Raw genomic sequence first — 26605 nt, forward strand, 5'->3', positions numbered from 1 at the left:
TTTTAATTAAAGATAGCTCTTTTAAATACATTTTTGCTTAATTTATTGTTCTAATTTTTTTTATATGCTTTGAAATTTTTAAGTCTAAGTGCATTTGAAACCACTGAAACTGAACTTAAACTCATAGCTGCTGCTGCAATCATTGGATTTAAAAGAGGTCCTCCAAAGATATACAATAATCCTGCTGCTACAGGTATACCAATTGTATTATATCCAAATGCCCAAAATAGGTTTTGCTTTATATTTTTTATAGTTTCATTACTAAGTTTAATCGCAGTTGGAACATCCATCAAATCACTCTTCATAAGCACTATATCTGCAGACTCAATTGCTACATCTGTTCCACTTCCTATTGCTATGCCTATATCAGCTTTTGCAAGAGCTGGTGCATCATTTATTCCATCTCCTACCATTGCAACAAACTTACCTTGATTTTGCAATTTTTCAACTTCTTTTGACTTATCTTCTGGTAAAACCTCTGCTAATACCATATCTATACCTACTTGACTTGCTATAGCATTTGCAGTTTTAACATTATCTCCAGTTACCATCGCAACTTTTATTCCCATATTATGAAGAATATCTATTGCCTTTTTACTACTTTCTTTAACCACATCTGCAACTGCAATTATCCCTGATAAATTTCCATCTACAGCAATATACATAGGTGTCTTACCTTGACTTGCTAGTATATTAGATTTTTCCTCTAAATCTTTAAGGTTGATATTATTGTCGTTCATAAGTTTTCTATTTCCAAGTAATATATTTTCATTATTTATAGTAACTTGTATACCAGCACCTGGTATAGCTTTAAAGTTATCAACTTTTTCAATCTGTATATTTTTATCTTCTCCATATCTAACTATTGCTTCTCCTAGAGGATGTTCTGAACCTTTCTCTGCACTTGAAGCAATCTTAATTAGGTATTCTTCTTCCACATTATTTAACACAATATCTGTTACTTTTGGTTTTCCTTCTGTTATTGTACCTGTTTTATCAAATATTACTGTATTTACTTTGTGAGCAGATTCTAGTGCTTCCCCACCTTTTATCAGTATTCCATTTTCTGCACCTTTTCCAGTTCCAACCATTATAGCAGTTGGTGTAGCCAATCCTAATGCACAAGGGCAAGCAATTACAAGTATTGATATGAATATAGTAAGTACAAATACTATATCTTTTCCACCTACTAAAAACCACAATAATGATGAGACTATAGCTATTGCAATTACTATTGGTACAAAATATCCAGAAACAGTATCAGCAAGTTTAGCAATAGGTGCTTTTGTCCCCTGTGCATCTTCAACTAATTTTATTATTTGAGCAAGAGCTGTATCTCCACCAATTTTTTCAGCTTTAAATTTAATAACACCATTTTTATTTATACTAGCACCTGTAACTTTACTTCCAATATTTTTTTCTACTGGTATACTTTCACCTGTAAGCATAGATTCATCAACTGATGTATATCCCTCTATTACAACTCCATCTACTGGTATTTTAGTCCCTGGTTTTACTAGTATTATATCTCCTATTCCAACTTCTTCTATAGGAGTCTCTATTTCTTTACCATCAACTATTACTATTGCAGTTTTAGGTTGTAGCCCCATAAGTTTTTTAATTGCTTCTGATGTTTTTCCTTTTGATTTTGATTCTAAATATTTACCAAGTAATATAAGTGCTATTATTATTCCTGCGCTTTCATAATACAACTGATGATGGTGCATACCCTGAATTTGTCCATTTGCTATTTGTATTGTTGTGTATAGACTATATAAAAATGCTGCCAATGTACCAATTGCAACTAAAGAATCCATATTAGGACTTAAAGAAAAAAGTGCTTTAAAGCCATTTATATAAAATTTATATCCAGCTATCATTACTGGTATTACTAAAATCAATTGGGCTAATGCATAATTTAGAGTATTTGTCATGGGATTTAGAATTTCTGGTAAAGGCCATGGTCCTATAGGTTTTATTATCATAGGACCCATTGCTATATAAAACAAAGGTACTGCAAATACTATTGCAACTATGAATTTAATAAATAAAGTATTCATTTCTTTTTCTTTTCTTACTTTATCTTCATCTACATCAACTTTGTTTTTTACTTCTTCTATTGGTTTATAACCAGCTTTTTCTATAGCTGCTTTTATCTGAGATAGTTTTACTTTTGATGGATTATAGTCTATATTAGCTTTATCTGTTGCAATATTTACACTAATACTTTCTACTCCATCCAATTTTTTTACTACTCTCTCTACAGCTTTTGCACAAGCTGCACATGTCATTCCATCAATTTTCATATCAATTTTTTTATTACTTTCTTCCTTTATAATTCCATATCCAGCTTTTTCTACAACTTGTTTTATATCCTCAAAGCTAACTTTAGAATTATCATATTCTATCTTAAGTTTTTCAGTAGCTATATTTACGCTTTGGTCATATACTCCATCTAATTTCTTAGTTACTCTTTCTACCGCCTTTGCACAAGCTGCACATGTCATACCTGTGATTTTATAATTTTCTACTATTTTATTTGAACTCATAATAAACTCTTCCTCTCTTTCAATATATTTTCAATTAATTTGTATGTTTTATCTTGATATGTAATATTGATAAATTCTTTATTTGGAAATCTATAGTATTTATTATACCCCCTATAGGTATATTTAATCAATATTTTTTTAATAAATAAATTTAATTTAGTTATATTTATTTGTATTTAATAGAAAAGTATACTCATAATTAAATATATACATAAAAAGAGAGCACATAAATTGCTAAATACTTACTCAATTTATATGCTCTCTTTTATATAATTTATTTTCTACTGTAGTTTTTTCTTACATGTATATTTTATTTCTTACATGCTTCAAAAAATTCTTCCTCTGTTTCTTTTATTTCAAGCTCATTATCTATTATTCCTACAGCTTCCTTTTTAAATGCTCTACATTGACCTATACAACCAGTCTTCACATTTTCTTCTCCAACTAAAGTTTTTAACTTATTTACATCCACATTTGAACAGTTTGGACATACTCTTATCATATTTAAGTTCCTCCTAATTAATGTCTAATTAATACTGTTATACCCAAATATAAGTTTTATAAATTTTTTTTTATAATAAATTATTTCCATGTATTCCAATTTATATCAATTTTATTATTACATGTATGGAGGTATCTGTTGTTTTCTTACTATCTCCAATTCTTTAACTTCTATAAGCTTAACTACATTTACTTTATAGTTTTCTTTAGATTTTATATATAAAACATCTTCTTCTATTTTTTTACCCTCAATAAACTTTTTAGACCATCTTAAAAGTTCATCAAAATTATCTACTTCTTCTTTTATGAAAGTATCACTTTCACTGTTAAAATATTTAATGATTATTTTAGTTGCTTCCAATATATATCATCCTCTACTTTTAAATTAGTATTTTCATTTATAAATTTATTATTTGTCTAAAAAAATTTTTTAAACAAAATAAATTTATATATTTGAAATCAACATTTTTACCTAATTTAAATTATATTAATGCATTTTAATCTATTTTTCCTTGTACCTAATAATATATTGTGATATAATTAATAAGTTATTTTAATCGAAGGGAGCAACAAAAATGTCACAAAAACATAAAATTATAAATATCGCAGTTATTGCCCACGTTGATGCAGGAAAATCAACACTAGTTGATGCTTTCCTTTCTCAAAGTGGTGTTTTTAGAGAAAATGAAGTAGTTAAAGACTGCGTTATGGACAGTAACGACCTTGAGAAAGAAAGAGGCATAACTATATATTCAAAAAACTGTGCAATAAACTATCAAGACTATAAAATAAATATAGTTGATACACCAGGACATAGCGACTTTTCTTCTGAAGTTGAACGTGTTATGAAAACTGTTGACACAGTTATTTTACTAGTTGATGCAAGCGAAGGCCCAATGCCTCAAACTAGATTTGTTTTACAAAAATCTTTAGAGTTTGGTTTAAAACCAATACTATTTATCAATAAAATTGATAAAAAAGACCAAAGAGCGGAAGAAGTAGTTAATGAAGTTTTCGATTTATTTGTAGACTTAAATGCAACAGACGAACAATGTGAGTTCCCTATAATATATGGAATAGCTAAACAAGGTATAGCTAAACTTGAAATGGATGATGACAGTGAAGACCTATCTCCACTATTTAAAACTATTGTAAATCATGTTGAAGCTTATCCTGATTACGACAATGAATCTCTACAATTCCAAATATCAGCTCTTGCATATGATGATTATGTAGGTAGACTTGGTATAGGTAGAATCTATAAAGGAACACTTAAAAGCAACGAACAAGTTGCTATTTGTAGAGAAGGTTCTGTTGTATCTAGAGGAAAAGTATCAAGACTTTCTGTATATGAAGGTTTAAAACAAGTTGAAGTGAATGAAGCTACTAGTGGAGAAATAGTTGTTATATCTGGTATTCCTGATATATCTATAGGAGAAACTCTATGTGATTTAGATAATCCACTTCCTATGGAAATGATAAAAATAGAAGAACCTACTCTTTCTATGAACTTCTTAGTAAATGATTCTCCATTTGTTGGAAAAAGCGGAAAATTCGTTACAACTAGACATTTAAAAGACAGACTTGAAAAAGAACTTGAAGTAAATGTAGGACTTAAAGTTGAACCTCTTGATACTACTGATGGGTATAAAGTTTCTGGACGTGGAGAACTTCACTTATCTATACTTCTTGAAAATATGAGACGTGAAGGTTATGAAGTTGGTGTTTCTAAGCCTGAAGTTTTAATGCATAAAGAAGATGGAAAATTAATGGAACCAGTAGAAAGAGTTATTGTAAACTGTCCAGAAGTTTATTCAGGTACTATTATAAATGAATTGAACATGAGAAAAGGTATGATGGAGTCTATGTCAATAGAAGGAGACTATGTAAAAATAGAATTCTTAGCTCCTACTCGTGGTCTTTTAGGATATAGAAGTGAGTTTATAAATGCTACTCGTGGAGAAGGTACTCTAGTTCGTTCATTCGAAAAATTTGAAGAATTTAAGGGTGAAATACCTTCAAGAGGAAATGGTGTCTTAATAGCACAAGGGCCTGGTGTTACTATGGGATATTCTCTTAATGCTTTAAGTGATAGAGCTACAATGTTTGTAGACCCTGGTGTAGAAGTTTATGAAGGTATGATAATTGGTATGAATTCTAGAAAAGATGACATGGTAGTTAATCCTTGTAAAAACAAGAAAATGAGTAACGTACGTGCTTCTGGTTCAGATGATGCTATAAAATTATCACCTCCTAGAATATTCACTCTTGAGGAAGCATTAGAATTTATAGAAGATGATGAATTAGTTGAAATTACACCAGATTCTATAAGACTTAGAAAAAGATTATTAAATGAACATGATAGATTGAGATATAATAAGTCTAGACAAGGTAAATAAATTATAATATCTATTTACTAAAATAGCCATATAATACTTAAAGATATATTTTCTTTATAGTGTTATATGGCTATTTTTATTTAAAAGCTATATTTATTCAATATTTATATAGTTAGCTGCTTGAACAGCTGCAATAGCACCATCTGAGGCTGCTGTTATTATTTGACGTAAAAACTTAGTTCTACTATCTCCTGCTACATATACACCTTCAACTGATGTTGTACAAGATTCATCTGAAACTATATACCCACCTTCATCTAACTCAAGAACATTTTCAAATATTTTATTGTTAGGCTTAAGTCCTATAGCAATGAAAATACCACTTACATCTATAGTTCTTTTCTCCTCAGTTTTTAAGTCTTTTACTTCTATTCTTGATACTGTCTTTTCACCTTCTATTTTTTCTACACCATGACTGTAAAGTATCTCAATATTTTTTCTTGCCTTCACTGACTTTTCTAATACTTCTTCACCTCTAAAATCATCTCTTCTGTGAATTAAGTACACTTTTGTACAATTATTAGCTAAAAATAAAGCATCTTCTAATGCAGTATTTCCTCCACCAACTATTGCAACTTCTTTATTCTTAAAAAAGGCTCCATCACATGTTGCACAATAAGATACTCCTCTACCTGTAAACTCTTTTTCTCCAACACATCCTAATTTACGTCTTTCGACTCCATTTGCAAGGATAACAGCCTTTGCTTTATGCTCTCCTGATGCTGTTTTAACAATTTTTACTTTACCTTCTAAATTTATCTCTTCTACTTCATCAAACTGAATATCAACACCCTGAGCGACTGCTTGATTATATATGTTAGTAGAAAACTCTATACCAGAAATTTTTTGAACTGCTGGATAATTTTCTACCTCAGATGTACTTGCAACTTGACCTCCATAAATATTTTTTTCAAAGACTGTTACACTTAAACCAGATCTCATAGCATAAATTGCTGAAGTTAAACCTGCTGGTCCAGCACCAATTACAATAATATCTACCATGACAATTTACCTCTCTTTATATTATTATTTCTTATATATTATTCTCATTATTATTATACTTTACTATTATTATCCATATATACTATAAACAAAACATTATTTTTTGTTAGTTTATAGAAAAGATTAATTTGAAAACTGATAGCTATAAATAAAACATCATTTTTTATATATTAACTTTATTTAATAAATATATAAAAAAACTGTAAATAAAAAGTAATTTTTACTTACAGTTCTACTTATTTATATAATTTAAAACCTTATTGGTTATCATTTACAGTGTCTTCTAATATATTGCTTTCTGATATATATGATAGAATTGAAAGTCCATACATAACCAAAACTAATGCTGCTGTTATAAGTACTATTCCCATATTTAATACCTCCTTTTGTTTACAGTATACTCTTATTATGTGAAATACTTGTGAATTTAATTTGAACATATTTGTAATTTTACAATAGTATTTTTTTCAAATTAAAAATTATATACTTTGATTAAGTCAATTACAATTAATTGTTTAAATATTAACGCTATTCATCTATATTTATATGATATACCATATAATTACATTTTTCAAATTAAAGTTTTGTAAACTTTTTTTGTAATATAGTGTAGTATGAAATTGTAATATTACAGATATGTAACTCTTATCTTCTAATTAGTTTTTATTAAAATCCCCTTCATTTCTATGAAAATCCAAGTTTTTATAGATTTAAAAAGGTTAAAAAAATATCCCATTAAAAGTCAATTTGATTACAATTTTTTTACATTTTAAAAAATAATTTTTCCAAATTTTTATATTAATACTTGACTTTGTCTGTTTTATATTCTAGAATAATTAATAATATTAAGAATATTGAAAGGCTTTGATTAGGAAGAGTAAATCTGAATCGGTTACCAGAGAAGGAAACTATTAGCTGAAAAGTTTCTTTAACTAGAAAGATTGAAAACTACCTAGGAGCTTCTATCTGAAGTTATCTTATGATTTTAGTAGGAATAGACGTTTTACTACTTACGTTAAAGTATCAAGTGGATTTTTTAAAATCAATTTGGGTGGAACCGCGGGAAACAGATTCTCGTCCCTTTTTTAGGGATGAGGGTCTTTTTTTATTACCTAAATTCAGTTTTTAAAATATTCTGTATCTAGTTTAATTAGCTAATTAAAAATTTAAAATATATGGAGGATTATAGAAATGTATTATTCAAGTACAAGAGGCACCAAAGAAAAAGTAACTGCATCACAAGCAATAATAAAAGGAATTTCAAACGATGGTGGTCTTTATGTTCCAAGTGAATTTCCAAATGTAAAAAATGAACTTATAGATTTAGTAAATTTAACTTATTCCCAAATAGCATTTTTTGTACTTAGCAAATTTTTATGCGATTTTACTGAATCTGAGATTAAGGATTGTATAACAAATGCATATGACGAAAAATTTGATTGTACTAGTATAGCTCCATTAAATAAAGTAAATGATGCTTATTTCTTGGAATTATATCATGGTCCAACTTTAGCATTTAAGGATATGGCACTTACTATAATGCCTCATCTTCTTAAAACATCTATTAAAAAAGATAATTTAGAAAAAGATGTTGTAATTCTTACTGCTACATCTGGAGATACAGGAAAAGCAGCACTTGAAGGTTTTAAAGACATAGACAAGATAAAAATAATTGTATTCTTTCCAGAAGATGGTGTAAGTGCAGTGCAAAAACTTCAGATGAAGACTCAAACTGGAAAAAATACATATGTAGTTGGCATAAAAGGAAATTTTGACGATGCACAATCTGGTGTAAAGAGAATTTTCTCTGATAAGGAATTTAATGAAAAACTATTAGATAGTAATTATATCTTATCTTCTGCTAATTCAATTAACATAGGAAGACTTCTTCCTCAAGTTGCATACTATTTTTATTCATATATGAAATTGGTAGATAGTGATGAAATAAAGTTAAATGACAAAATAAATTTTGTAGTCCCAACTGGTAACTTTGGTAATATTTTAGCTGGATATTATGCTAAACAAATGGGGCTTCCAATAAATAAATTGATATGTGCATCAAATGACAACAATGTGCTTTATGATTTCTTTAAAACTGGTATATATGATAAGAATAGAGCATTGAAATTGACTTCTTCACCTTCTATGGATATATTAATTTCAAGTAATTTAGAAAGATTATTATTTGAAATATCAAATAGAAATACTGAAATTGTAAGCAGACTTCTATCTGACCTTAATGACGATGGAGTTTATAAAATAAATGAAGATATGAAAAAGAATCTGACTTCATTCTATGGTGAATATTCTAATGAGGAAGAAGTTAAAAACACGATAAATAATGTCTTTAAAAATTACAATTATTTAATCGATACTCATACTGCTGTTGCATATAATTGTTATGAAAAATACAAAAAAGAAACTTCTGATGACACAAAAACTGTTGTTGTAAGTACTGCAAGCCCATTTAAGTTTTCTGAAGATGTTTTAAAATCTATAGACTCCAATTTTGGAAATCTTGATGATTTCGCCATAATAGATAGATTATCAAGTATTGCTAAGGTAGATATACCAAAACCTATTAGAAATCTTCAAAATGCAGAAATACTACATAAAGATATTTATGAAAAGGATGAATTAAAAATAGCTATAGCAAAATTCTTAAAGGTATAGGTGATTATTATGTTAGAAATTATAGTTCCTGCAACAAGTGCAAATATAGGTCCAGGATTTGATTGTCTTGGAATTGCTTTAAATATATATAATAAATTTTATGTTGAAAAAATTGAAAGCGGTCTTGAAATAGAAGGTTGTGAAGATGCCTACAAAAATGAAAATAATTTAGTTTATACATCTATGAAATACTTCTTTGATAGAGTTAAGCCAGCTAAAATACCTGCTGGTATCAAAATAAAAATCCAAAGTGATGTCCCTATATGTAGAGGTCTTGGTAGTAGTGCCTCTTGTATAGTTGCTGGTGTTATAGCTGCAAATGCTCTATCAAATGCTAATTTAGATAAATGCCAGTTGTTAAATATAGCTTCAGAAATAGAGGGACATCCAGATAATGTTGCTCCTGCTATTTTAGGTAATATGGTTGTTTCTGTTACTGATAATGACAATATACACTACGATATTATAGAAATCCCTAATGAACTCAAATTTTGTGCAATGATACCTAATTTCAAACTGTCAACTGAAAAAGCTAGAGGTGTTTTACCAAAAGAAATACCATATTCTGATGGAGTGTTTAATGTTAGTAGAGTCGCTTTACTCGTGTCTGCTCTGTTAAACAAAAACTTTGACCTTCTTAAAGTAGCTTGTCAAGATAAATTGCATCAAGATTATAGGGGTACTTTAATTGAAAACTACAGTGATATTGTTAAAAAATCTGAACAATTAAATAGTATTGGCGTATTCTTAAGTGGAGCTGGACCTACTATAATGGCTTTAATAAAAGAAAATGATGATAATTTCGTGCATAATATGAGAGATTATCTATCAAACTTAAACTCTAATTGGGAAATAAAAGAGTTGTGTTGTGATTCTAAAGGAGCAGTTTTAAATATTCTATAATTATTGTCTCACATATAAAATATAACTACTCTTTTATTATAATTTGTAGTATAATAATTAGGACTAGGTAATAATATTAAGTATTATAATCTAGTTCTTTAAACATGTTTACATTGAGGAGGGATTATCATAAAAGAGTTAATAATTGGAGATTTAGTTGCAAAAGTTCCTATAATTCAAGGTGGAATGGGCGTTGGTATATCTAGATCATCACTTGCTGGTGCTGTTGCTAAGCTTGGTGGTGTTGGTGTAGTTTCTGGAGTTCAAATTGGTTATGATGAGGAAGATTTTGAGACTAACACTATAAATGCAAATTTAAGAGCTATAAAAAAACATATTTCCAGAGCGAAAGAAATTTCAAATGGTGGCATTATTGGCATTAATTTCATGGTAGCTATGAAAGAATATGAAACATATGTAAAAGAAGCTGTTAAAGCTGGTGTAGACCTTATAATATCTGGGGCTGGACTTCCTAATAAACTACCATCTTTAGTAAAAGGAAGTAATGTAAAAATAGCACCTATAGTTTCTACTGCAAAAGCTGCTAGTGTAATCTTAAAAATGTGGGATAGAAAAGAGAAAACTACTGCTGACTTAATAGTTGTTGAAGGTCCAAAAGCTGGTGGTCATCTTGGATACTCTAATGAGGAGCTTGATAACATAGATTCTATAGACTATGATAAGGAATTTGTTGAGATATTAAAAGTTGCAAATAATTATGGAGAAAAATTTGGTAAGAACATTCCAGTTGTTGCTGCTGGTGGTATAACTTCTAGTAGTGATGTAAAAAAATATATCGATATGGGAGCAAGTGGTGTACAAGTTGGTACAAGATTTGTTGCTACTTATGAATGTGATGCACATGAAAACTTTAAAATGGCATATATAAATGCTACAGAAGAAGATGTACACATAGTTAAAAGCCCTGTAGGTCTTCCTGGACGTGCTATAAGAAATAAATTTATAGAAGAAGTTAAAACAAATCGTCCAGAGATAAAAAAATGTTACAACTGTTTGATTCCTTGCAATCCAAAAGAAACACCATACTGTATTTCTCAAGCATTAATTAATGCTGTTAAAGGAGATGTGGAAAATTCACTTTTATTCTGTGGAAATAATGCGTATAAAATTAATAAGTTAAGCTCTGTTGAAGATGTTATCAATGAATTAATTTCTGAATTATAATTTGAAAACTTACAAATTAAAATTTTATCAAGCTAAGGATTTTTAAATATGTTACTAATCAATCTATATTAACATATTTATATCCTTAGCTTCTTTATATTCTCATCTTTATTAGATACTATATAAATATAATTTACACCATTATTAATATTGTATTTAAAAATTTCACTTGCTCTTACTCAATTTATTTTCCATCAACTGTAGAAAATCTCATCTATAAAAACTCAATCACTTACATATCATAATTAAATTTTCTTTGCTTTCTATAATACTAATTACTGATATAATCCTATCATTACATATTATTTAATCTTCTTTTACAAGTACATTTGTTATCTCAGCTACATATAGAGTATGATAATCTTTTTTTGGATACCATCTTCCATCTATCTCTTCATCAATAAAACATTGTGGGTCAATTTTTTGGCAGTGCATTTTTTTACATATAATAGCCAACTTTGCCTCTTTAAAATAAGGTGTATCATTTAAATGTTCTACATTAAATCCTGTTTTAGATATTTTATCCTCTTCTCTACCAGACACTTTACCACAATAAGAAAGTTCTTTACGAAAATCTTCGTCAAAAAAAGTAAGAGAAAATGTATCTGTACTATCTATAAATTCTTTAGTATAACGTTGTGGTCTTATTACTACAAAAGCAACATTTTTACCCCACATAACTCCAAGTCCACCCCAACTAGCAGTCATTGTATTTACTTTACCTTCTTTTTCAGCTGTTATCAATGTCCAGTCTTTACCTATCAACTTAAATGGATTGCTTTTAATTTCCTCTGACATAATCTCTTTAAATTCACTCATATCTCTAATAACCTCTCATTCTCTTATATTGATAATACTTTTATTTTCATCATAAATTATTACTAGAATTTACTTTGGAAAATAAAGTATCTTCTATTAAAATATATTATAAAGGAGTAAGGATATAGATGCCTATTCATTTTCTAATATATTTAATATTTTCACTCAGAATATATATATACTTTATATAGTCTAAATATGACTATTACGTTTTACATGTAAATTATGTCAAAAATATCATTTAACTAAATCAAAACTTGATTTATATACCTGGAAAAGGTATTATATTAAAGAGTGCTTAAAATACTTCTTTTGTATATAGGCATGTATAAAATAATAAATAAGGAGAGTGATGAGCAATGGATACTAGTCCGTTGCGGAGAGAATTTTTTACAATTTCATCACTTAATAATATCTAAATTTAAAACTAATACGATATTCAGTTATATAAATTAGTTAATTAATAGATACTATTAAATGATGAGATTTATATAAAACTGAATAAAGGATGTGTTGCCATGATAAGATATTACAAAACTATAGATTCAAAATTAGAGAAACTTAGTTTTTTTGAAGATGGCTGTTGGATAAATCTTGTTGAACCTAATCATAGTGAAATCAACGAAATTTCTAATTTATTAAATATAGATGTAGAAAGTATAGAATCTGCACTAGATGAAGAAGAGCGCTCAAGAATAGATGTTGAAGACAATCATACTCTTATACTTATAGATATACCAGTAGACGAAAGTGACTCTAATTCTTCTCATTATACTACAATACCTTTAGGTATTATAATAACTCAAGAAGCTATTATAACAGTTTGTAATGCACAGACTAAGATTTTAAATGACTTTATAGTTGGTCATATTAAAGATTTTTTTACATTTAAAAAAACTCGCTTCTTGCTTCAAATTCTTCACAAAAATGCAGCTTATTACTTGCATTACTTAAGAAAAATAAATAAAATGACAATCATAATAGAGCGAGAAATTTACAAATCTATGAAAAACAAAGAACTAGTACAACTATTGGAATTAGAAAAGTCTTTGGTATACTTCTCTACCTCTTTAAAATCCAATGAGTTGGTCTTAAACAAGATGGTTAGAACTGCTGGTATAAAGAAATATCCAGATGATGAAGACCTCTTAGAAGATGTTATAGTCGAAAATAGACAGGCTCTTGATATGGCTAAAATATATGGAGATATATTGAGTAGAATTATGGATGCTTTCAGTGCAATTATAAGTAATAATCAAAATAATGTTATGCAATTTTTAACAGTAGTTACACTAATTTTCTCAATACCTACAATAATATCAGGATTCTTTGGTATGAATGTTATCAATATGCCATTTTCTGATAACCCAAATGGATTTTGGATAATTATGCTCATTACTTCTATAATATGCATAATAATTACATTTTTTATGTCAAGAAACAAGCTATTATAAAAATTAATAAGAGAAAGCCATTAGAGTTAATTAATTTACATTTACTCCAATGGCTTTTATTTATTTTAAAAACACTCTTTTTATCAGGTTTTTTAATTATCATATTCTTCATCTATACTCATTTCAGTTTCAAGACCTTCTAGCATTGAATCTAAGCTTTCTTTTATGTTCAATATATAAATTGGAACATACTCTTCTTCATCAACTATTTCTTCTTGTAATTTAAATGGTGGAATTAATACTTCATCAAAGTTTATATTTAGTTTAGGGAAATCTTCTATTATTTCTCCACAGTTATCATATTCTTCATCTGCTAGAGAAATATACATATCTAAACTTTTTTTGTAGTAAAGTCCTGCAAGCATATATTCACACTTCTTACTCCCAAATTTAATACCTTCTTTATAATATTTTTCAGCTTCTGCATCATCATTTAATTTTAAATAAATTTGCCCTAAATTATATATTGATTCGACACAACCTTGTGCTCTAGCCTTCTCATACCAGTATTTAGAATTAACATAATCTTTGTAAAACATATCATAAATAAGTCCTACCATGTGTTGAGCATATACATTATTTTCATTAGCAGGTGCGTCAAGCATCATTTTAGATTCTTCTAGTTTTCCTTCTCTAAAATAAATTCTACCTAAATGTATACGTGCATTCATATGATTTTTACTACTTGCCATCTCAAAGTACTTTCTAGCATTTTTAGTATTTCCTAAACTCTCATATATACATCCCAATCTATAGCTAGATTTGGTATCTCCATTTTCAGATGCTTTTTTATACCAACTTATAGCTTCTTCTATGTTATTTAAATCTTCATATATATTCCCTAATTTTATTTGACAAGATACATTATTTGGAATTCTAGAATAATACGAAACTGCTTTTTCTATATCTTGATTTTGATAATATAAGTCTCCAAGATTCTCAAGAGAACTTTTACATCCAACAGCTATAGCATCTTCATAGTACTTTATAGCATTTTCATAATCTTTTTCTTCAAAATATATACCTGCTAAATTGTTTTTAGCTTCTGTTATATCATCTTCTGCTGCCATTTTATAATAAGTCTTTGCTTTTTCTATCTCATTTTCTCTATTATATAAATTTGCAAGTCTATATTTAGAAAGTGTGTGATTTTTTTCTATTGCTTTTTCATAATAATAAATTGCGTCTCCTAATTCTTCTTTTCTATCATATACATATGCAAGTCTATACTCAGATTTTACATCTTCTCTATCTGCACTCTTTTTATAATATCTCTCTGCTTCTTCCAAATTATCATTGATTTCCATAATCATACCTAAGTTAAAACAACCCTTCATATGACCTGACTTATACAATTGCTTATATAGACTTACTGTGGACTTATTGTCCTTCTTCTTTCCATTTAATATTGCTAGATTATATTTCGCATCATCATCTAAAAGTACAGAACCTTTTTTATAATATTCATATGCCTCATCATCTTTTTCTAAAAATGTATACAATACTCCTAGGTTAAAACAAGCTTTCCCAAGATTATTATCTGCTGCTTCTTTTAACCACTTTTCGCATCTTATAAAATCTTTCATTTTAAAATGACATACACCTAAATTATTTTGTGCTTGTAAGTATCCTATAGTAGCTATTTTCTCATACCAGTATATAGCATACTCATATCCATCTAATCTATAATACATATTACCTAAATCAAATGCAGCATCTTCACTTCCATTCTTATATGCCATTGAATACCATTTTTCTGCTTCTTTAAATTGCTTTTTATTTTCATATATATTTCCCAAAGTATATTGAGATTTTACATAATTATCTAATGCTGCACTTTTATATAATTCTATTGCACTTTCTGTCTTTCCCATCTTTTCAAAAAGAGCTCCCTTAGTATGTATAACTTTTGGGTCACTAGATATATTTTTTATTTTTCTTATAGAAAATTTTGTGTTTTTCATTATTCGCTACCTACCCATTTTATAAAATATATTCTCTCAAACATTATTATACATTATAAACCATAATTAATGCTATAATATTGAATTTTTACCTTTTGTCACTATATTGTAATATTGAATTTTAAATTTTATAATCATTAGATTTTATTATTGAGTTGGTATATAATGTATATATAGGGGGGGGGGGACATTTTATGAATTTCAGCAATATTTTTATTCAAGTTGCAGTTTTATTTATAATTATTTTAGTAGGATATTTTGTCAGAAAATTCAACTTATTAGATGAACACTGTACATCTAAACTTTCAAATTTGACAATGACTATTTTTTTACCATCTATGATAATTAGTTCTATGCAGATTAACTTTGATAATAAAATGATACAAAAAATACTACTATTATTATTTATATCTTTAGTTATGTATATAGTTTCTATTATAATTGCTTTTTTGTTAAAATACATTTTAAAATGTGAAGATGCAAAAGACCTGGGGATATATCAGTATATAGTCGTTTTTTCAAATGTAGCTTTCATGGGTTATCCTGTAATTGAAGCAGTTCTAGGCCATGAGGCTATATTCTACACTGCTATTTTTAATCTACCATTTAACTTGTTTTCTTTTACTTTGGGAATTTACTTATTATCTAAAGGGAGCACCACTAAAGGATTTTCAATGAAATCACTTATAAGCCCTGCTACAATAGCAGTAGTTATTGGTTTATTTTTATTTATAACAGGACTTAGATTACCTCAGTTTATAAATGATCCACTTAAGATGTTAGGAAACATGACTACACCAATATCGATGATTATTATTGGTAGTTTGCTTGCTAATTCTTCAGCAATAGATTGTTTTGTAAATAAAAGATTATATCTAGTTACTATTGTAAGATTATTAGTACTTCCTGTGATTATATACTTTATTCTAAAAGGGTGGGTTAATGATAAAATGATTTTAGCTATACCAGTAGTAATTTCTTCTATGCCTGCTGCTGCAAATACTGCTATATTTGCCAATCAATATGACTCTAATGTAACATTAGCCTCACAATGTGTATTTTTTACGACATTATTTTCAATTATATCAATACCTTTTATAAGTATTTTTTTACTATCTTGATTTATTCTTTTATGTATTATATAATAATAGATTCAATAAATTACAAATACAAACAATTTATTATAGTATATTGATGGAATTTTTTCCTAGATATTTGTCAATAATATCTATATGTATGATAGAATAGGAGGCTTAAATATGGATATAGATTTAATCTTTAAAGTAGTATTTGCTATAGTTGCTATAGGCGTTTCTGTAAAAATTATAAAAACCGTTGCTAGTCTAGCTTTTAAGGTAGCTTTGATATTGCTAATAATTCTATTTGTATATAGAATGTTTTTATAAATTTTCGATAATAACGTTTTTAAAATATAATAGAGAAGTAATATTAAATTATCTTTAATGAAAATTCTTTATTAATAGATAATCTACTACACTTCTCTATTTTTATTGGAATGAGTTAAATTAAATCTTTATTATATCTTCCCATCATATAAACATCTTCAAATTTTCCATCTCTAATTACAGCATATTTTTTAGTTCCTTCTATTTCAAATCCCAGTTTTTTGTATAAATTTAGCCCCTTTTCATTGTCTACAATTACCTCTAATCCTACTCTCATCAACTTAATCCAATTGTCTGCTATGTCTAAAAGTTGTTCCATAAGCTTTTGACCTACTCCCATACCATGATACTTTTCATCAACAGTTATTCCTAGTTCTGCACTATGTCTTAATCTTGGAGATGGATTCACATGTAAACCAGCAAAACCGATTACATTTTTTTCTCCATCATTATCAATTTCAGCCACAAGCATATAATCATTTTCACCTAGAGAATCTAGCATAGCTATAGTTTTATCCAGTCTATCACTCATTAATGCTAGTGTATTTCTCATAACATTATATGCTCTTCTCATTTCATTAATCGATTGTGCATCTTCCCTTCTTACTGGTCTTATTATTATATCTAATGCTTTACTCATACTGGATTCCCCCTTATATCCCTCATTTTAAATTAATACTTTATAATTTTTATTTTATACTGCTTAAATCTATGTATGCTTCTATCTGAGGTATATATATCATATTATCTTTTATATGTGTACTTCCAAACTCTTTTAGTTCAGTGCCTTCTTTATCTTTAGTTATTTTGTATTTAATTGATTCTTCTCCTTCGTTTACTTCAGCATGAAAAAACATCCCTTCATATTGTTTAAATCTAAAATTAAAATTATCTTTAGTAAGCTTTATTATCATAATATTTTTTACTCCTTATACAATTAATATTTTTAATTATTATTAGTTATACATAAATTGTTTATTCATATGAATATATTATAACTTATCATTTATTTAGTATAAAGCCATAAATATAAATAACTATACCTATGTTACAATCTAACTTTAATTGATATATAATATATTTATATAAATTAAAGTCTGTGAGGTGAAATATGAGTAAAAAAGTAAAATATTTTTCTTTAATCCTTTTTCCGATTGCTTTATTTTTAAATTTCATAGCAAGTAAAATTCCAAATATTGTTGAAAAATATTACTCTCAAGCCATAGATAAAAAAATTGTACAACTATTAAGTAAAGTTTCAGGAATATTTCCATTTTCTATCTACGAAATTACAATGTACATAATAGTTATATCTATTTTTTTATTTTTATGTTCTATCGTATTTACAATTTTCAAGAAGAATAGAAATTTAAAGACATTTTTAAAGAATTCTATTTTAAACATATTATCTATTTTATCAATAGTTTATTTTCTTTTCGTAGTACTTTGGGGTATAAACTACGATAGAGTTCCACTTGAGAGCACCCTTATCAACCAATATAATTTAAAAAACAACGATTCTGCCCAATCAAAGCAACATAGTACTAAAGAACTTTCTGAATTATATAAATTTTTGGTAACTAAAGCAAATGAAACTAGAAAACTTACACTACAAGATAAAAATGGAGTTGTAAAGTCTAATACAGATTATAAAGGTGTCATAAATAGAGCTCAATTAGGATATGATAAAATTTCAGATATTTTACCTAGTGTTAGTGGTAGTTACTCTAAGCCAAAGTATGTTATTTCATCACATCTTATGTGCTATACAGGAATAACTGGTATATATTTTCCATTTACAGGTGAGGCAAATGTTAATATTGCAATCCCTGACTTATATATTCCTTGTACAGTTGGTCATGAAATGGCACATCAGAGAGGATTTGCTAGTGAAGATGAAGCTAACTTTATAGGTTATCTTGCTTCCATAAAACACCCTGATATTGATTTTAATTATTCTGGCTATGTTTTGGCCTTAAATTATACAGCTTCTGCTTTAAGTAAAGTTGATTATAATGCTTATGTTGATATTTCTGCTGGCATTTCAGAGCTGGTTCGAAGGGATTTAAAAAATGAGAGTGAATTTTGGCAAAGATATGAAGGTAAAATTAATAAAATTTCCAATGGATTTAATAATTCTTATTTAAAAGCTAATGGTATCTCTGAAGGAACTCAAAGTTATGGCAAAATGGTTGATTTATTGCTAACTTATTATGAATTATATCCATATAATTAAAGATACTCATAAAGAATACTAAAATTGATAAAACATTGTTATTTATTATCTAATTTTCTATTATTTAATAGTTTATTTTTTTATAAATTCATTATAAAAAAATAAACTCTTCTTAAGTATTTACTATATGTATACTTATAATACAAGGAAAATTTATAGTATATATTCTTAAGTATATTCTAAATTAAGTATCATTCATTATCTTTTTATCTAAAAAAAAGCATATACCAAAGTCTGATATATACCTATAATCTTATGTATATCTGTCTATAATATTTATTTTCACAATTAAAATACCTCTGTAAAAATATCTATTTACATTATAAAAATAAGTATTTAACTTTCTTAGAACCAACTAAGTGTATACCTAAATTTATCTTATTAGTTTTAAATATTACTTATAGTAATTTTCTAATACACTAGTAGAAACTGATTTTCCTTGAAAATCTTTCGCCCAACTCTCATATTCTGAATTTTTCCATACACTGCCATCACTAAATGTTACTTGTTTTACACATGATATGATATACTTCACATCATGCTTTCCAGTTGATTGGTTCCATTTATCAAATAATAGATTTTCATTATTTTGTGTCTTATTTGGAACTATTGCATTTTGCTTTGCATATTCTTTCTCCATTTGCTGCCACTCTTTCAACCATTTTTCTACCCATGCTTTACCTTGTTGCTTTTCAAACATACTTATTATATCCTTTGGTGGTGATTGTTGTATTCTTCTATAAGTATGTGCATATGCTTTCTTAGATACAGGAGATATTCCTGCCACAATACCATAATCTACACCATCTGTACTAAATCCAACACTTCCTACCTCTCCATTTGTCGCAACATTTTGAGCATCCCAATATAGTTCAAGTGGTTTTCTGTTTTTATCATATGCAAGACACACAATTTCATAATCCATGATTGCCTTTTTACTGTTGTTCTTAAAACTTATAACATTGCTAGGCCAATGATATGGACTATCATCAAATTGTATTTTGCTATTGTTTATGGCTAGTGGAAGATTTTTATTATTGGCAATACCTTTGCTGTTTGAAGTGTCTAAAACTTTTTGTGTTGTAGTATTTTTGCGTTTGCTAAGTATACACTTGCTTTGTCTGAATTGGTTGTATTAAGAGAAAAGGCTGTTGTCGTGCCAGTAACCAATAAAGCAATAACCAAAATGGGCAAGCTAGATATTTTTTTATATCCCATAGTTTTTTCTCCTTTCTTACATTAATTTTTACTAAAACATTTTATAAAATGCGTTAATATCTATGTTAACAGAATACATCAATAGCTTTAGTAACTAAGTACTACCATAAATAGTAATCATATTATAATACTACTGTTGTAATTTTCATTTTACTAAACACAATTTTATTATAATATATATAAAATAGATTTTTGTACTCACTTATATGATTGAATTAGAATATAGATTTCTTATATCGCTTCAAATTTATTTAATTAAAAATAGCTAGATAATTAAATACCATGAATAAACTTTATTCTAAAAGTATTTGAATATCTAGCTATTTTATATCTATTGATTGTATACTATAACTTATCAATTTCATCCAGTAACTCATCAACCAATTTATCACCATTAATCATTCTTACAATTTCGCCTTTTTTAAATAAAAGACCTTCACCCTTACCACCAGCAATACCTATATCAGCTTCTCTAGCTTCACCAGGTCCGTTTACAGCACAACCCATAATTGCAACAGTAATATCTTTTTCCATACTACCAATCTTATCTTCAACTTCATTTACAACACTAATTAAATCTATATTACATCTACCACATGTAGGACATGATATAACTTTAATCTTATCATTTAAAAGACCCAAACTTCTTAAAATCTGTTTACCAACAACAACCTCTTCAACAGGGTCACCTGTCAAAGATATTCTGACAGTATCTCCAATTCCTTTAAGAAGAAGTGCTCCCACACCTATAGAAGACTTTATTGTTCCCTTATGAATACTTCCAGATTCAGTAATTCCAACATGAAGAGGGTAATCAACTTTCTTTGATATTAATTCATATGCATCAACAGTTTTATAAATATCAGATGATTTTAGAGAAATAACTATATTATAAAAACCTAAATCTTCAAGAATCTTAATATGCCCCATTGCACTTTCAACTAATGCTTCAGCAGTTGCAGAGCCATATTTTTTTAAAATTTCTTTTTCTAGAGAGCCCCCATTAACTCCAATTCTAATTTTTAAATTTTTTTCCTTGCATTTCTCAACAACCATTCTAACTCTTTCTATGTTCCCGATATTACCAGGATTTATTCTAACACCATCTACACCTTGTTCTATAGCTTCAAGTGCTAATTTATAATCAAAATGTATATCAGCAATAACAGGTATATTTACACTAGATTTTATCTTTCTTATATTTTTAGCTGCTTCCATATCAGGAACAGCAACTCTAACTATATCACAACCAGCTTCTTCTAATCTTTTTATTTGAGCTATTGTAGCCTCTGCATCTCTTGTATCAGTGTTTGTCATAGATTGTATGCTTATAGGATTTTCTCCTCCTATTTTTACATTCCCAACGCTAACTTCTCTTGTCTTTCTTCTCTCGTAACTCATATTTCACCTCTATATATTATTTTATATTAAAATCATTCAATATCTTAAAAAATACTACAAACTACATATATATTATAAATTAAAAAGCTATATAGTTAAACAGCTAAGAATAAATTTAATCTTTTAAAACTAATTTATTCTCACTTAAAACTACATAGCCTTTTTAAACTTTATAATTATTGAAATAACCTTAATATATCTTTATATGTTATAAAAAGCATAAATAACATTAAGGCCCCAAATCCAACTACATTTATCATACCTTCTTTATTTGGGTCAAGTTTTTTACCACCTCTAACAGCTTCTAATAATAACATAAGTATTCTCCAACCATCAAGAGCTGGTATTGGTAGTAAGTTTACTATACCTAAATTTAAACTTATTACAGCTGCCAAATATACTACATTTATAATACCTGTTTGAGCTGCGTCTGATACCATACCAATAACGCCTACTGGTCCTGCAACAGCATTACCAATTCCTCCTGGTACACGTCCTGTAACCATTTGACCTAAGAATGTTAACATCTGTTTTGTCATATCCACAGTAGTTTTACATGCATTCACTATTGAGCCAAAGAAATCTTTTTCTCTTTGTGGCTGAATTCCTATTTCATACTTTCCATTGTTATCCTTAGGAGTTACATTTACAACTTTATCGCTTCCATCCCTAGTTATACTAAGCTTCAATTCTCCACCAGAAGAAGTATTTATCATATTTGCAACTTCATCCCAAGTCTTAACAGAATTACCATTTATTTTATTTATCTTATCTCCTTCTTGAAGTCCTACTGTTTGTGCAGGAGTATTGGGCATTATTTTCCCAAGTGTAGTAGTTGGAGAACCTATATACAAAAACACTGGTACTAAAAGTACTGCTGCCAATATTATATTAAATATTGGTCCTGCTACAATAGTACTAAATCTTTGTAATATAGATTTATTTCCAAAAGAATTTGGACTTATTTGTTCTTCGTCTTCACCCTCCATACTTACATATCCACCAATTGGAAGAGCTCTTATGGAATACTCTGTATCTTTTTTTACACTATATATCTTAGGTCCCATACCTATAGAAAACTCATTTACCTTAATCCCACTTCTTTTTGCAAATATAAAATGTCCTAATTCATGTATTAATACAATTATACTAAATAGTATTAATGCAGCTATTATAGTCATAAATTCACCTTCCTATTTTTTTATCAGATTTTCAACATAAGCTCTACTCCATCTATCTGTTTCCAAAATTTGTTCTAACGTTGGTTTGCTTATGCTTTTATGAACCTCTAAAGTTTTCTCTATGTAATATGGTATGTCATAGAAACCAATTTTATCCTCTAAAAATTCACTTACCAAAACTTCATTTGCGGAATTTAAAACAGAAGAATAAGTTCCACCCATCTTTAGACATTCATAAGCTAATTTTAAACATGGAAAAGTCTCTAAGTCTGGTTCTTCAAAGGTTAAAGTACTAAATTTTGAAAAATTCATTCTTTCAAAATTACTTTCCATTCTATCTGGATATGTAAGAGCATATTGTATAGGCAACCTCATATCTGGACATCCTAATTGTGCAATTATAGAACTATCTGTATACTGTACCATTGAGTGAATTATACTTTGCGGATGAACCACTACATCTATATTTTCTTGTTTTACTCCAAATAGCCATCTAGCTTCTATTACTTCTAGTCCTTTATTCATAAGCGTTGAAGAATCAATGCTTATTTTTCTACCCATACTCCAGTTTGGATGCTTTAAAGCTTCATTTTTAGTTATATTTAAAAGTTCTTCTTTTTTCTTTCCTCTGAACGGTCCACCAGAAGCTGTAAGTATTATTTTTTCTATATTTTTATTATTCTCTCCATTTAAACACTGAAATATAGCACTATGTTCACTATCAACAGGAAGAATATTTACATTATATTTTTTTGCCTCTGCCATTACAAGCTCACCAGCAGTTACTAATGTCTCTTTATTCGCTAATGCTATGTCAATTCCCTTTTTTATAGCGCAAAGTGTTGGAACTAATCCTATCATTCCCACAACAGCAGTTAAAAGTACATCAATTTCATCTAATGATGATATTATTTTTAATCCTTCCATCCCTGTTAAAACTTCTACCTCTATATTTTGTGGCAATATTTCCTTTAATTTTAATGCTTTACTTTCCTCAAAAACTGTTACATATTTAGGTCTAAATTCTACAATTTGTTCAAGTAGTAATTCAATACTACTATTAGCTGATATTGCAACTACTTCAAACTTGTCTCTATTTTCTCTAACTACATCTAAAGTTTGCTTACCTATAGAGCCTGTAGAACCTAAAATTGATATTTTTTTCATATGATAATCCTTTCTAATAATAAATATACCCTACCAAAACATTATAACACTACTAAAACAATTATTTTTACTATTCACAAAAACTTCATATAATTACTGGAAAAATATATTTAGTTTACATTATAGCATTACTCTTTAATTTTAATTTATTCACATATAGTTACTTTTATTTTTAATCCAGTAAAGCTCTATCTATTAAATTAAACCTTAGCTATTCTTTATGTGTTTTTACAATATTATTAAAATATTTTAGCATCATTAAACATCCTTTTTTATTTCTACAACATCTTCTATTTTACAGTCTAGTGCTAAACATATCTTTTCCATTGTATCCATAGAAACAGACTTATCATTTCCTAATCTACCTAAAACAGAAATACTTATACCTGATATATTTACAAATTCCATCTTTTTTATTTTTCTATCAATTAGCAATTTCCACAATGGAGTGTATGAAATCATTTTATCACCTCTTCTAAAATCTATTTTATCATATTTTATCTATTTTGAAAAATTTTCATCTTTTTCGATAAATAATCCCTTATTCAAAATCAGCTAAGACCATGCTCTCTCAATATTGATAAATAAATTCATTTTCATATAACAATAAATAGCACCTATCAAAAATCAGGTGCTATTTAATATTTAAATTTATTAATCAATTTGATAATCTTCCATAACATATTCAGAGACATTCTTTGATGCTTTACAATAGTATGTACAGCTTCCACAATGTATACATCTTTCAGGATGATACGAAGATAATAAAACATCATAATTATTATCTATCATTTGTACAATTTTTGATATATTGACTTTTGCAGGACATTTTCTTGTACACACACCACATTTTTTACATTTATTTTTGTTGCTTATGTTTGATGGTTTAGAATATGCAGCAAAATTTCCAAAATACGAAAAATCATCTTTTTCTGTTGCTTCAAAACAGGACATTACTCCATTACCTTTATATAATAATTTATCTTCATTTTCTTTAAATGTACTTTTTAAAATATTTGAGATATTATCTGTTGGATATACGTATGCTACTCTAGCACTTCCATTGGATAAGTCAGCTATAGTAATAAAACGTCCTGTATCATAACATTTATTTATAATTTTACATATTTGATATACACTTTGAATATTTAATACTAAAATACCATTATTTACTGGAAATTCATTTTTCTCTAAACTTATACCAAGTACCTGTTTTATAAGGAAATGCTCTTCTCCCATAGGATATCGTGATGAAACTATTTTAAGAGAAAAACTACCATCCGTTTCTAATCTTTTATTTTTAGATACCATAATTACATCTTGCAAACCAAGTGCTTCTTTTAAATAATAAATAGAATGAACTATCTCTGAATATCTATTTTCCAATATCCATTCATCATGGACAAGCCCAGGGTCACATTCAACAGCATTAATCAATAATATCTTCTTGTCTAATTCTAATGAACAAAACTTTTTGATTTTTTCTGATATAAAAAAACTATTTCCACTCATACCAGTAATCTTTACTTTCTCAAGTTCTCCAATCAATTCATCTCTTGTAATATTTGTTGTAAAATCTGACATTCTTAATTCTTTTCCAATTAACTCAGGTGAAGATAGAGCAACAACCTTACCTAGATAATTTTTTACGATTTTCCTATTACCCTTTCCATATTTTTGTTTTTCTTTCTTTTGAGTTGTCTTTAATTTATAATTATTTTTAACTATTTTCTTATTTATAAGAGATTGACTGCGCATACTATTCTTCCTCCTTAAAATTTTCTAAGTAAAAATATTCAACATGCATCCTAAATAATTCCATTAATTTTTCTACATCATACTTTGCTGTGTGGTATATAAAAAATGGAGCATATAATTCCATTGCAAGTACTTCTGGATTTTTTGAAATCATTATCCCATCTTCTATTAATTTTTCAAAAGTTAGTTTCTGAGAAGTTATTGGAAATTCAATAAAAAAATCATTAAAAATTTGAGCCATTTTCTCGTTTTTGAATTGCTCAATAAGAAGAACTCTACGAAACATCACAATCCAATCATCGTTAATTTGAAAATCAAACATTGAAAGACACATTTGAACAAAGCTTTCCATGTTAACACACATAGAATTTTGTGCATAGTCACACTGTTTTAAAAAATGTGCCTTAGATTTTTCTACAATAGCATCAAATATAGCTTGCTTACTTGGGTAATGTTTATACAAGGCACTATTACTTACACCAACAGCATCCGCTATACTTCTTATAGACACTGCATCAAAGCCCTTTACTGAAAATAATTTCATAGATTCATTTAATATTTTTTCCTTTGTATTCATAATTTAACTCCTCTTCGCAAAATAAGGTGAGCAATTGCTCACTTTTATTATAGTAACCAATCGCTCACCTTGTCAATAGTTTTTTACTTTATACTGTTTTAAGTTTTCAAAAATATGTCTTAAAATAATCTGTATCTACTTAAAAAACTTTACATAAAATTATATTTATTATTTATTAGCTTTAAGTAATGATAAAAGTAATTTCTTCTGAT

24 protein-coding genes and 1 other annotated feature are annotated in these 26605 nt (G+C 27.8%); of the genes, 8 read left to right on the forward strand and 16 right to left on the reverse strand.

The window, feature by feature from the left end:
• Positions 1–50: 50 nt before the first annotated feature.
• The 3 genes from KGF41_RS04030 to KGF41_RS04040 all read right to left on the reverse strand — a co-directional run bounded on the left by KGF41_RS04030 (position 51) and on the right by KGF41_RS04040 (position 3411).
• On the reverse strand, positions 51–2549 hold the full coding sequence (locus KGF41_RS04030) for a heavy metal translocating P-type ATPase (RefSeq protein WP_227856371.1): 2499 nt from the start codon (positions 2547–2549) through the stop codon (positions 51–53).
• A gap of 310 nt (positions 2550–2859) precedes the next feature.
• Positions 2860–3051 carry a DUF1450 domain-containing protein gene (locus KGF41_RS04035; RefSeq protein ID WP_227829422.1) on the reverse strand — a complete coding sequence of 64 codons (192 nt, stop codon included), beginning with the start codon at positions 3049–3051 and terminating at the stop codon, positions 2860–2862.
• Between the two features lie 117 nt (positions 3052–3168).
• Positions 3169–3411, reverse strand: a complete 243-nt coding sequence (locus KGF41_RS04040) for a hypothetical protein (RefSeq protein WP_227840078.1) — start codon at positions 3409–3411, stop codon at positions 3169–3171.
• A 214-nt stretch (positions 3412–3625) separates the two neighbouring features.
• Here KGF41_RS04040 and typA point away from each other — a divergent pair, with 214 nt between their 5' ends.
• The gene (gene typA, locus KGF41_RS04045; protein ID WP_227434769.1) at positions 3626–5449 is read left to right on the forward strand and encodes a translational GTPase TypA; all 1824 of its coding nucleotides are present in this window, start codon (positions 3626–3628) and stop codon (positions 5447–5449) included.
• 93 nt (positions 5450–5542) lie between these two features.
• Here the strand turns inward: typA and trxB are convergent, their stop codons facing one another.
• Positions 5543–6451, reverse strand: a complete 909-nt coding sequence (gene trxB / locus KGF41_RS04050; RefSeq protein ID WP_227840079.1) for a thioredoxin-disulfide reductase — start codon at positions 6449–6451, stop codon at positions 5543–5545.
• Positions 6452–7306: 855 nt separating this feature from the next.
• Positions 7307–7536, forward strand: a binding site (T-box leader).
• Between the two features lie 106 nt (positions 7537–7642).
• Between trxB and thrC the strand changes: the two genes are divergently transcribed.
• The 3 genes from thrC (at position 7643) to KGF41_RS04065 (ending at position 11212) form a co-directional block, all read left to right on the forward strand.
• Entirely contained in the window at positions 7643–9124 is a 1482-nt protein-coding gene (gene thrC / locus KGF41_RS04055; RefSeq protein ID WP_227841586.1) for a threonine synthase, read from the forward strand.
• A gap of 9 nt (positions 9125–9133) precedes the next feature.
• Entirely contained in the window at positions 9134–10027 is an 894-nt protein-coding gene (gene thrB / locus KGF41_RS04060; RefSeq protein WP_227856372.1) for a homoserine kinase, read from the forward strand.
• A gap of 126 nt (positions 10028–10153) precedes the next feature.
• Positions 10154–11212 (forward strand): NAD(P)H-dependent flavin oxidoreductase, encoded by a 1059-nt coding sequence (locus KGF41_RS04065; RefSeq protein ID WP_413840491.1) that lies wholly within the window; start codon positions 10154–10156, stop codon positions 11210–11212.
• A 306-nt stretch (positions 11213–11518) separates the two neighbouring features.
• On the opposite strand, the gene KGF41_RS04070 is transcribed toward KGF41_RS04065, so the two are convergent.
• Entirely contained in the window at positions 11519–12031 is a 513-nt protein-coding gene (locus tag KGF41_RS04070; RefSeq protein ID WP_227829428.1) for a flavin reductase family protein, read from the reverse strand.
• Positions 12032–12549: 518 nt separating this feature from the next.
• Here KGF41_RS04070 and KGF41_RS04075 point away from each other — a divergent pair.
• Entirely contained in the window at positions 12550–13485 is a 936-nt protein-coding gene (locus KGF41_RS04075) for a magnesium transporter CorA family protein (protein ID WP_227434774.1), read from the forward strand.
• Positions 13486–13577: 92 nt separating this feature from the next.
• On the opposite strand, the gene KGF41_RS04080 is transcribed toward KGF41_RS04075, so the two are convergent.
• Positions 13578–15449, reverse strand: a complete 1872-nt coding sequence (locus KGF41_RS04080; RefSeq protein WP_227829429.1) for a tetratricopeptide repeat protein — start codon at positions 15447–15449, stop codon at positions 13578–13580.
• Between the two features lie 194 nt (positions 15450–15643).
• Between KGF41_RS04080 and KGF41_RS04085 the strand changes: the two genes are divergently transcribed.
• Complete coding sequence (locus tag KGF41_RS04085) at positions 15644–16570, forward strand: AEC family transporter (RefSeq protein ID WP_227840082.1); 927 nt, start codon at positions 15644–15646, stop codon at positions 16568–16570.
• A 138-nt stretch (positions 16571–16708) separates the two neighbouring features.
• Complete coding sequence (locus tag KGF41_RS04090; protein WP_227829431.1) at positions 16709–16855, forward strand: hypothetical protein; 147 nt, start codon at positions 16709–16711, stop codon at positions 16853–16855.
• A gap of 115 nt (positions 16856–16970) precedes the next feature.
• On the opposite strand, the gene KGF41_RS04095 is transcribed toward KGF41_RS04090, so the two are convergent.
• Together KGF41_RS04095 and KGF41_RS04100 are read right to left on the reverse strand one after the other, a co-directional pair.
• Positions 16971–17495: a GNAT family N-acetyltransferase gene (locus KGF41_RS04095; protein ID WP_227829432.1), complete on the reverse strand. Its 525-nt coding sequence runs from the start codon at positions 17493–17495 to the stop codon at positions 16971–16973.
• A 49-nt stretch (positions 17496–17544) separates the two neighbouring features.
• Positions 17545–17769 carry a hypothetical protein gene (locus KGF41_RS04100; RefSeq protein ID WP_227829433.1) on the reverse strand — a complete coding sequence of 75 codons (225 nt, stop codon included), beginning with the start codon at positions 17767–17769 and terminating at the stop codon, positions 17545–17547.
• A 197-nt stretch (positions 17770–17966) separates the two neighbouring features.
• Between KGF41_RS04100 and KGF41_RS04105 the strand changes: the two genes are divergently transcribed.
• Positions 17967–19091, forward strand: coding sequence for a DUF3810 domain-containing protein (locus KGF41_RS04105; protein ID WP_227850294.1), 1125 nt, complete (start codon positions 17967–17969; stop codon positions 19089–19091).
• A gap of 394 nt (positions 19092–19485) precedes the next feature.
• Here the strand turns inward: KGF41_RS04105 and KGF41_RS04110 are convergent, their stop codons facing one another.
• From KGF41_RS04110 to KGF41_RS04145, 8 genes are all read right to left on the reverse strand, one after another.
• Positions 19486–20016 carry a DUF5780 domain-containing protein gene (locus tag KGF41_RS04110; RefSeq protein ID WP_255611309.1) on the reverse strand — a complete coding sequence of 177 codons (531 nt, stop codon included), beginning with the start codon at positions 20014–20016 and terminating at the stop codon, positions 19486–19488.
• A gap of 140 nt (positions 20017–20156) precedes the next feature.
• Positions 20157–20309, reverse strand: coding sequence for a hypothetical protein (locus KGF41_RS04115; protein WP_227841585.1), 153 nt, complete (start codon positions 20307–20309; stop codon positions 20157–20159).
• 345 nt (positions 20310–20654) lie between these two features.
• Positions 20655–21710: a flavodoxin-dependent (E)-4-hydroxy-3-methylbut-2-enyl-diphosphate synthase gene (gene ispG, locus KGF41_RS04120; RefSeq protein ID WP_227841584.1), complete on the reverse strand. Its 1056-nt coding sequence runs from the start codon at positions 21708–21710 to the stop codon at positions 20655–20657.
• 176 nt (positions 21711–21886) lie between these two features.
• Positions 21887–22891, reverse strand: coding sequence for an RIP metalloprotease RseP (rseP, locus tag KGF41_RS04125; protein WP_227830417.1), 1005 nt, complete (start codon positions 22889–22891; stop codon positions 21887–21889).
• Between the two features lie 12 nt (positions 22892–22903).
• Positions 22904–24058 carry a 1-deoxy-D-xylulose-5-phosphate reductoisomerase gene (locus KGF41_RS04130; protein ID WP_227841582.1) on the reverse strand — a complete coding sequence of 385 codons (1155 nt, stop codon included), beginning with the start codon at positions 24056–24058 and terminating at the stop codon, positions 22904–22906.
• Between the two features lie 258 nt (positions 24059–24316).
• Entirely contained in the window at positions 24317–24520 is a 204-nt protein-coding gene (locus tag KGF41_RS04135) for a helix-turn-helix domain-containing protein (protein ID WP_227830419.1), read from the reverse strand.
• 192 nt (positions 24521–24712) lie between these two features.
• Entirely contained in the window at positions 24713–25816 is a 1104-nt protein-coding gene (locus KGF41_RS04140; RefSeq protein WP_227856373.1) for a 4Fe-4S dicluster domain-containing protein, read from the reverse strand.
• 1 nt (position 25817) lies between these two features.
• Positions 25818–26393, reverse strand: a complete 576-nt coding sequence (locus KGF41_RS04145; protein WP_227856374.1) for a TetR/AcrR family transcriptional regulator — start codon at positions 26391–26393, stop codon at positions 25818–25820.
• Between the last annotated feature and the right edge of the window lie 212 nt (positions 26394–26605).

Origin of the sequence: Clostridioides sp. ZZV14-6150 (genome assembly GCF_020657875.1) — a bacterium.
Classification (GTDB): Bacteria; Bacillota; Clostridia; order Peptostreptococcales; family Peptostreptococcaceae; genus Clostridioides.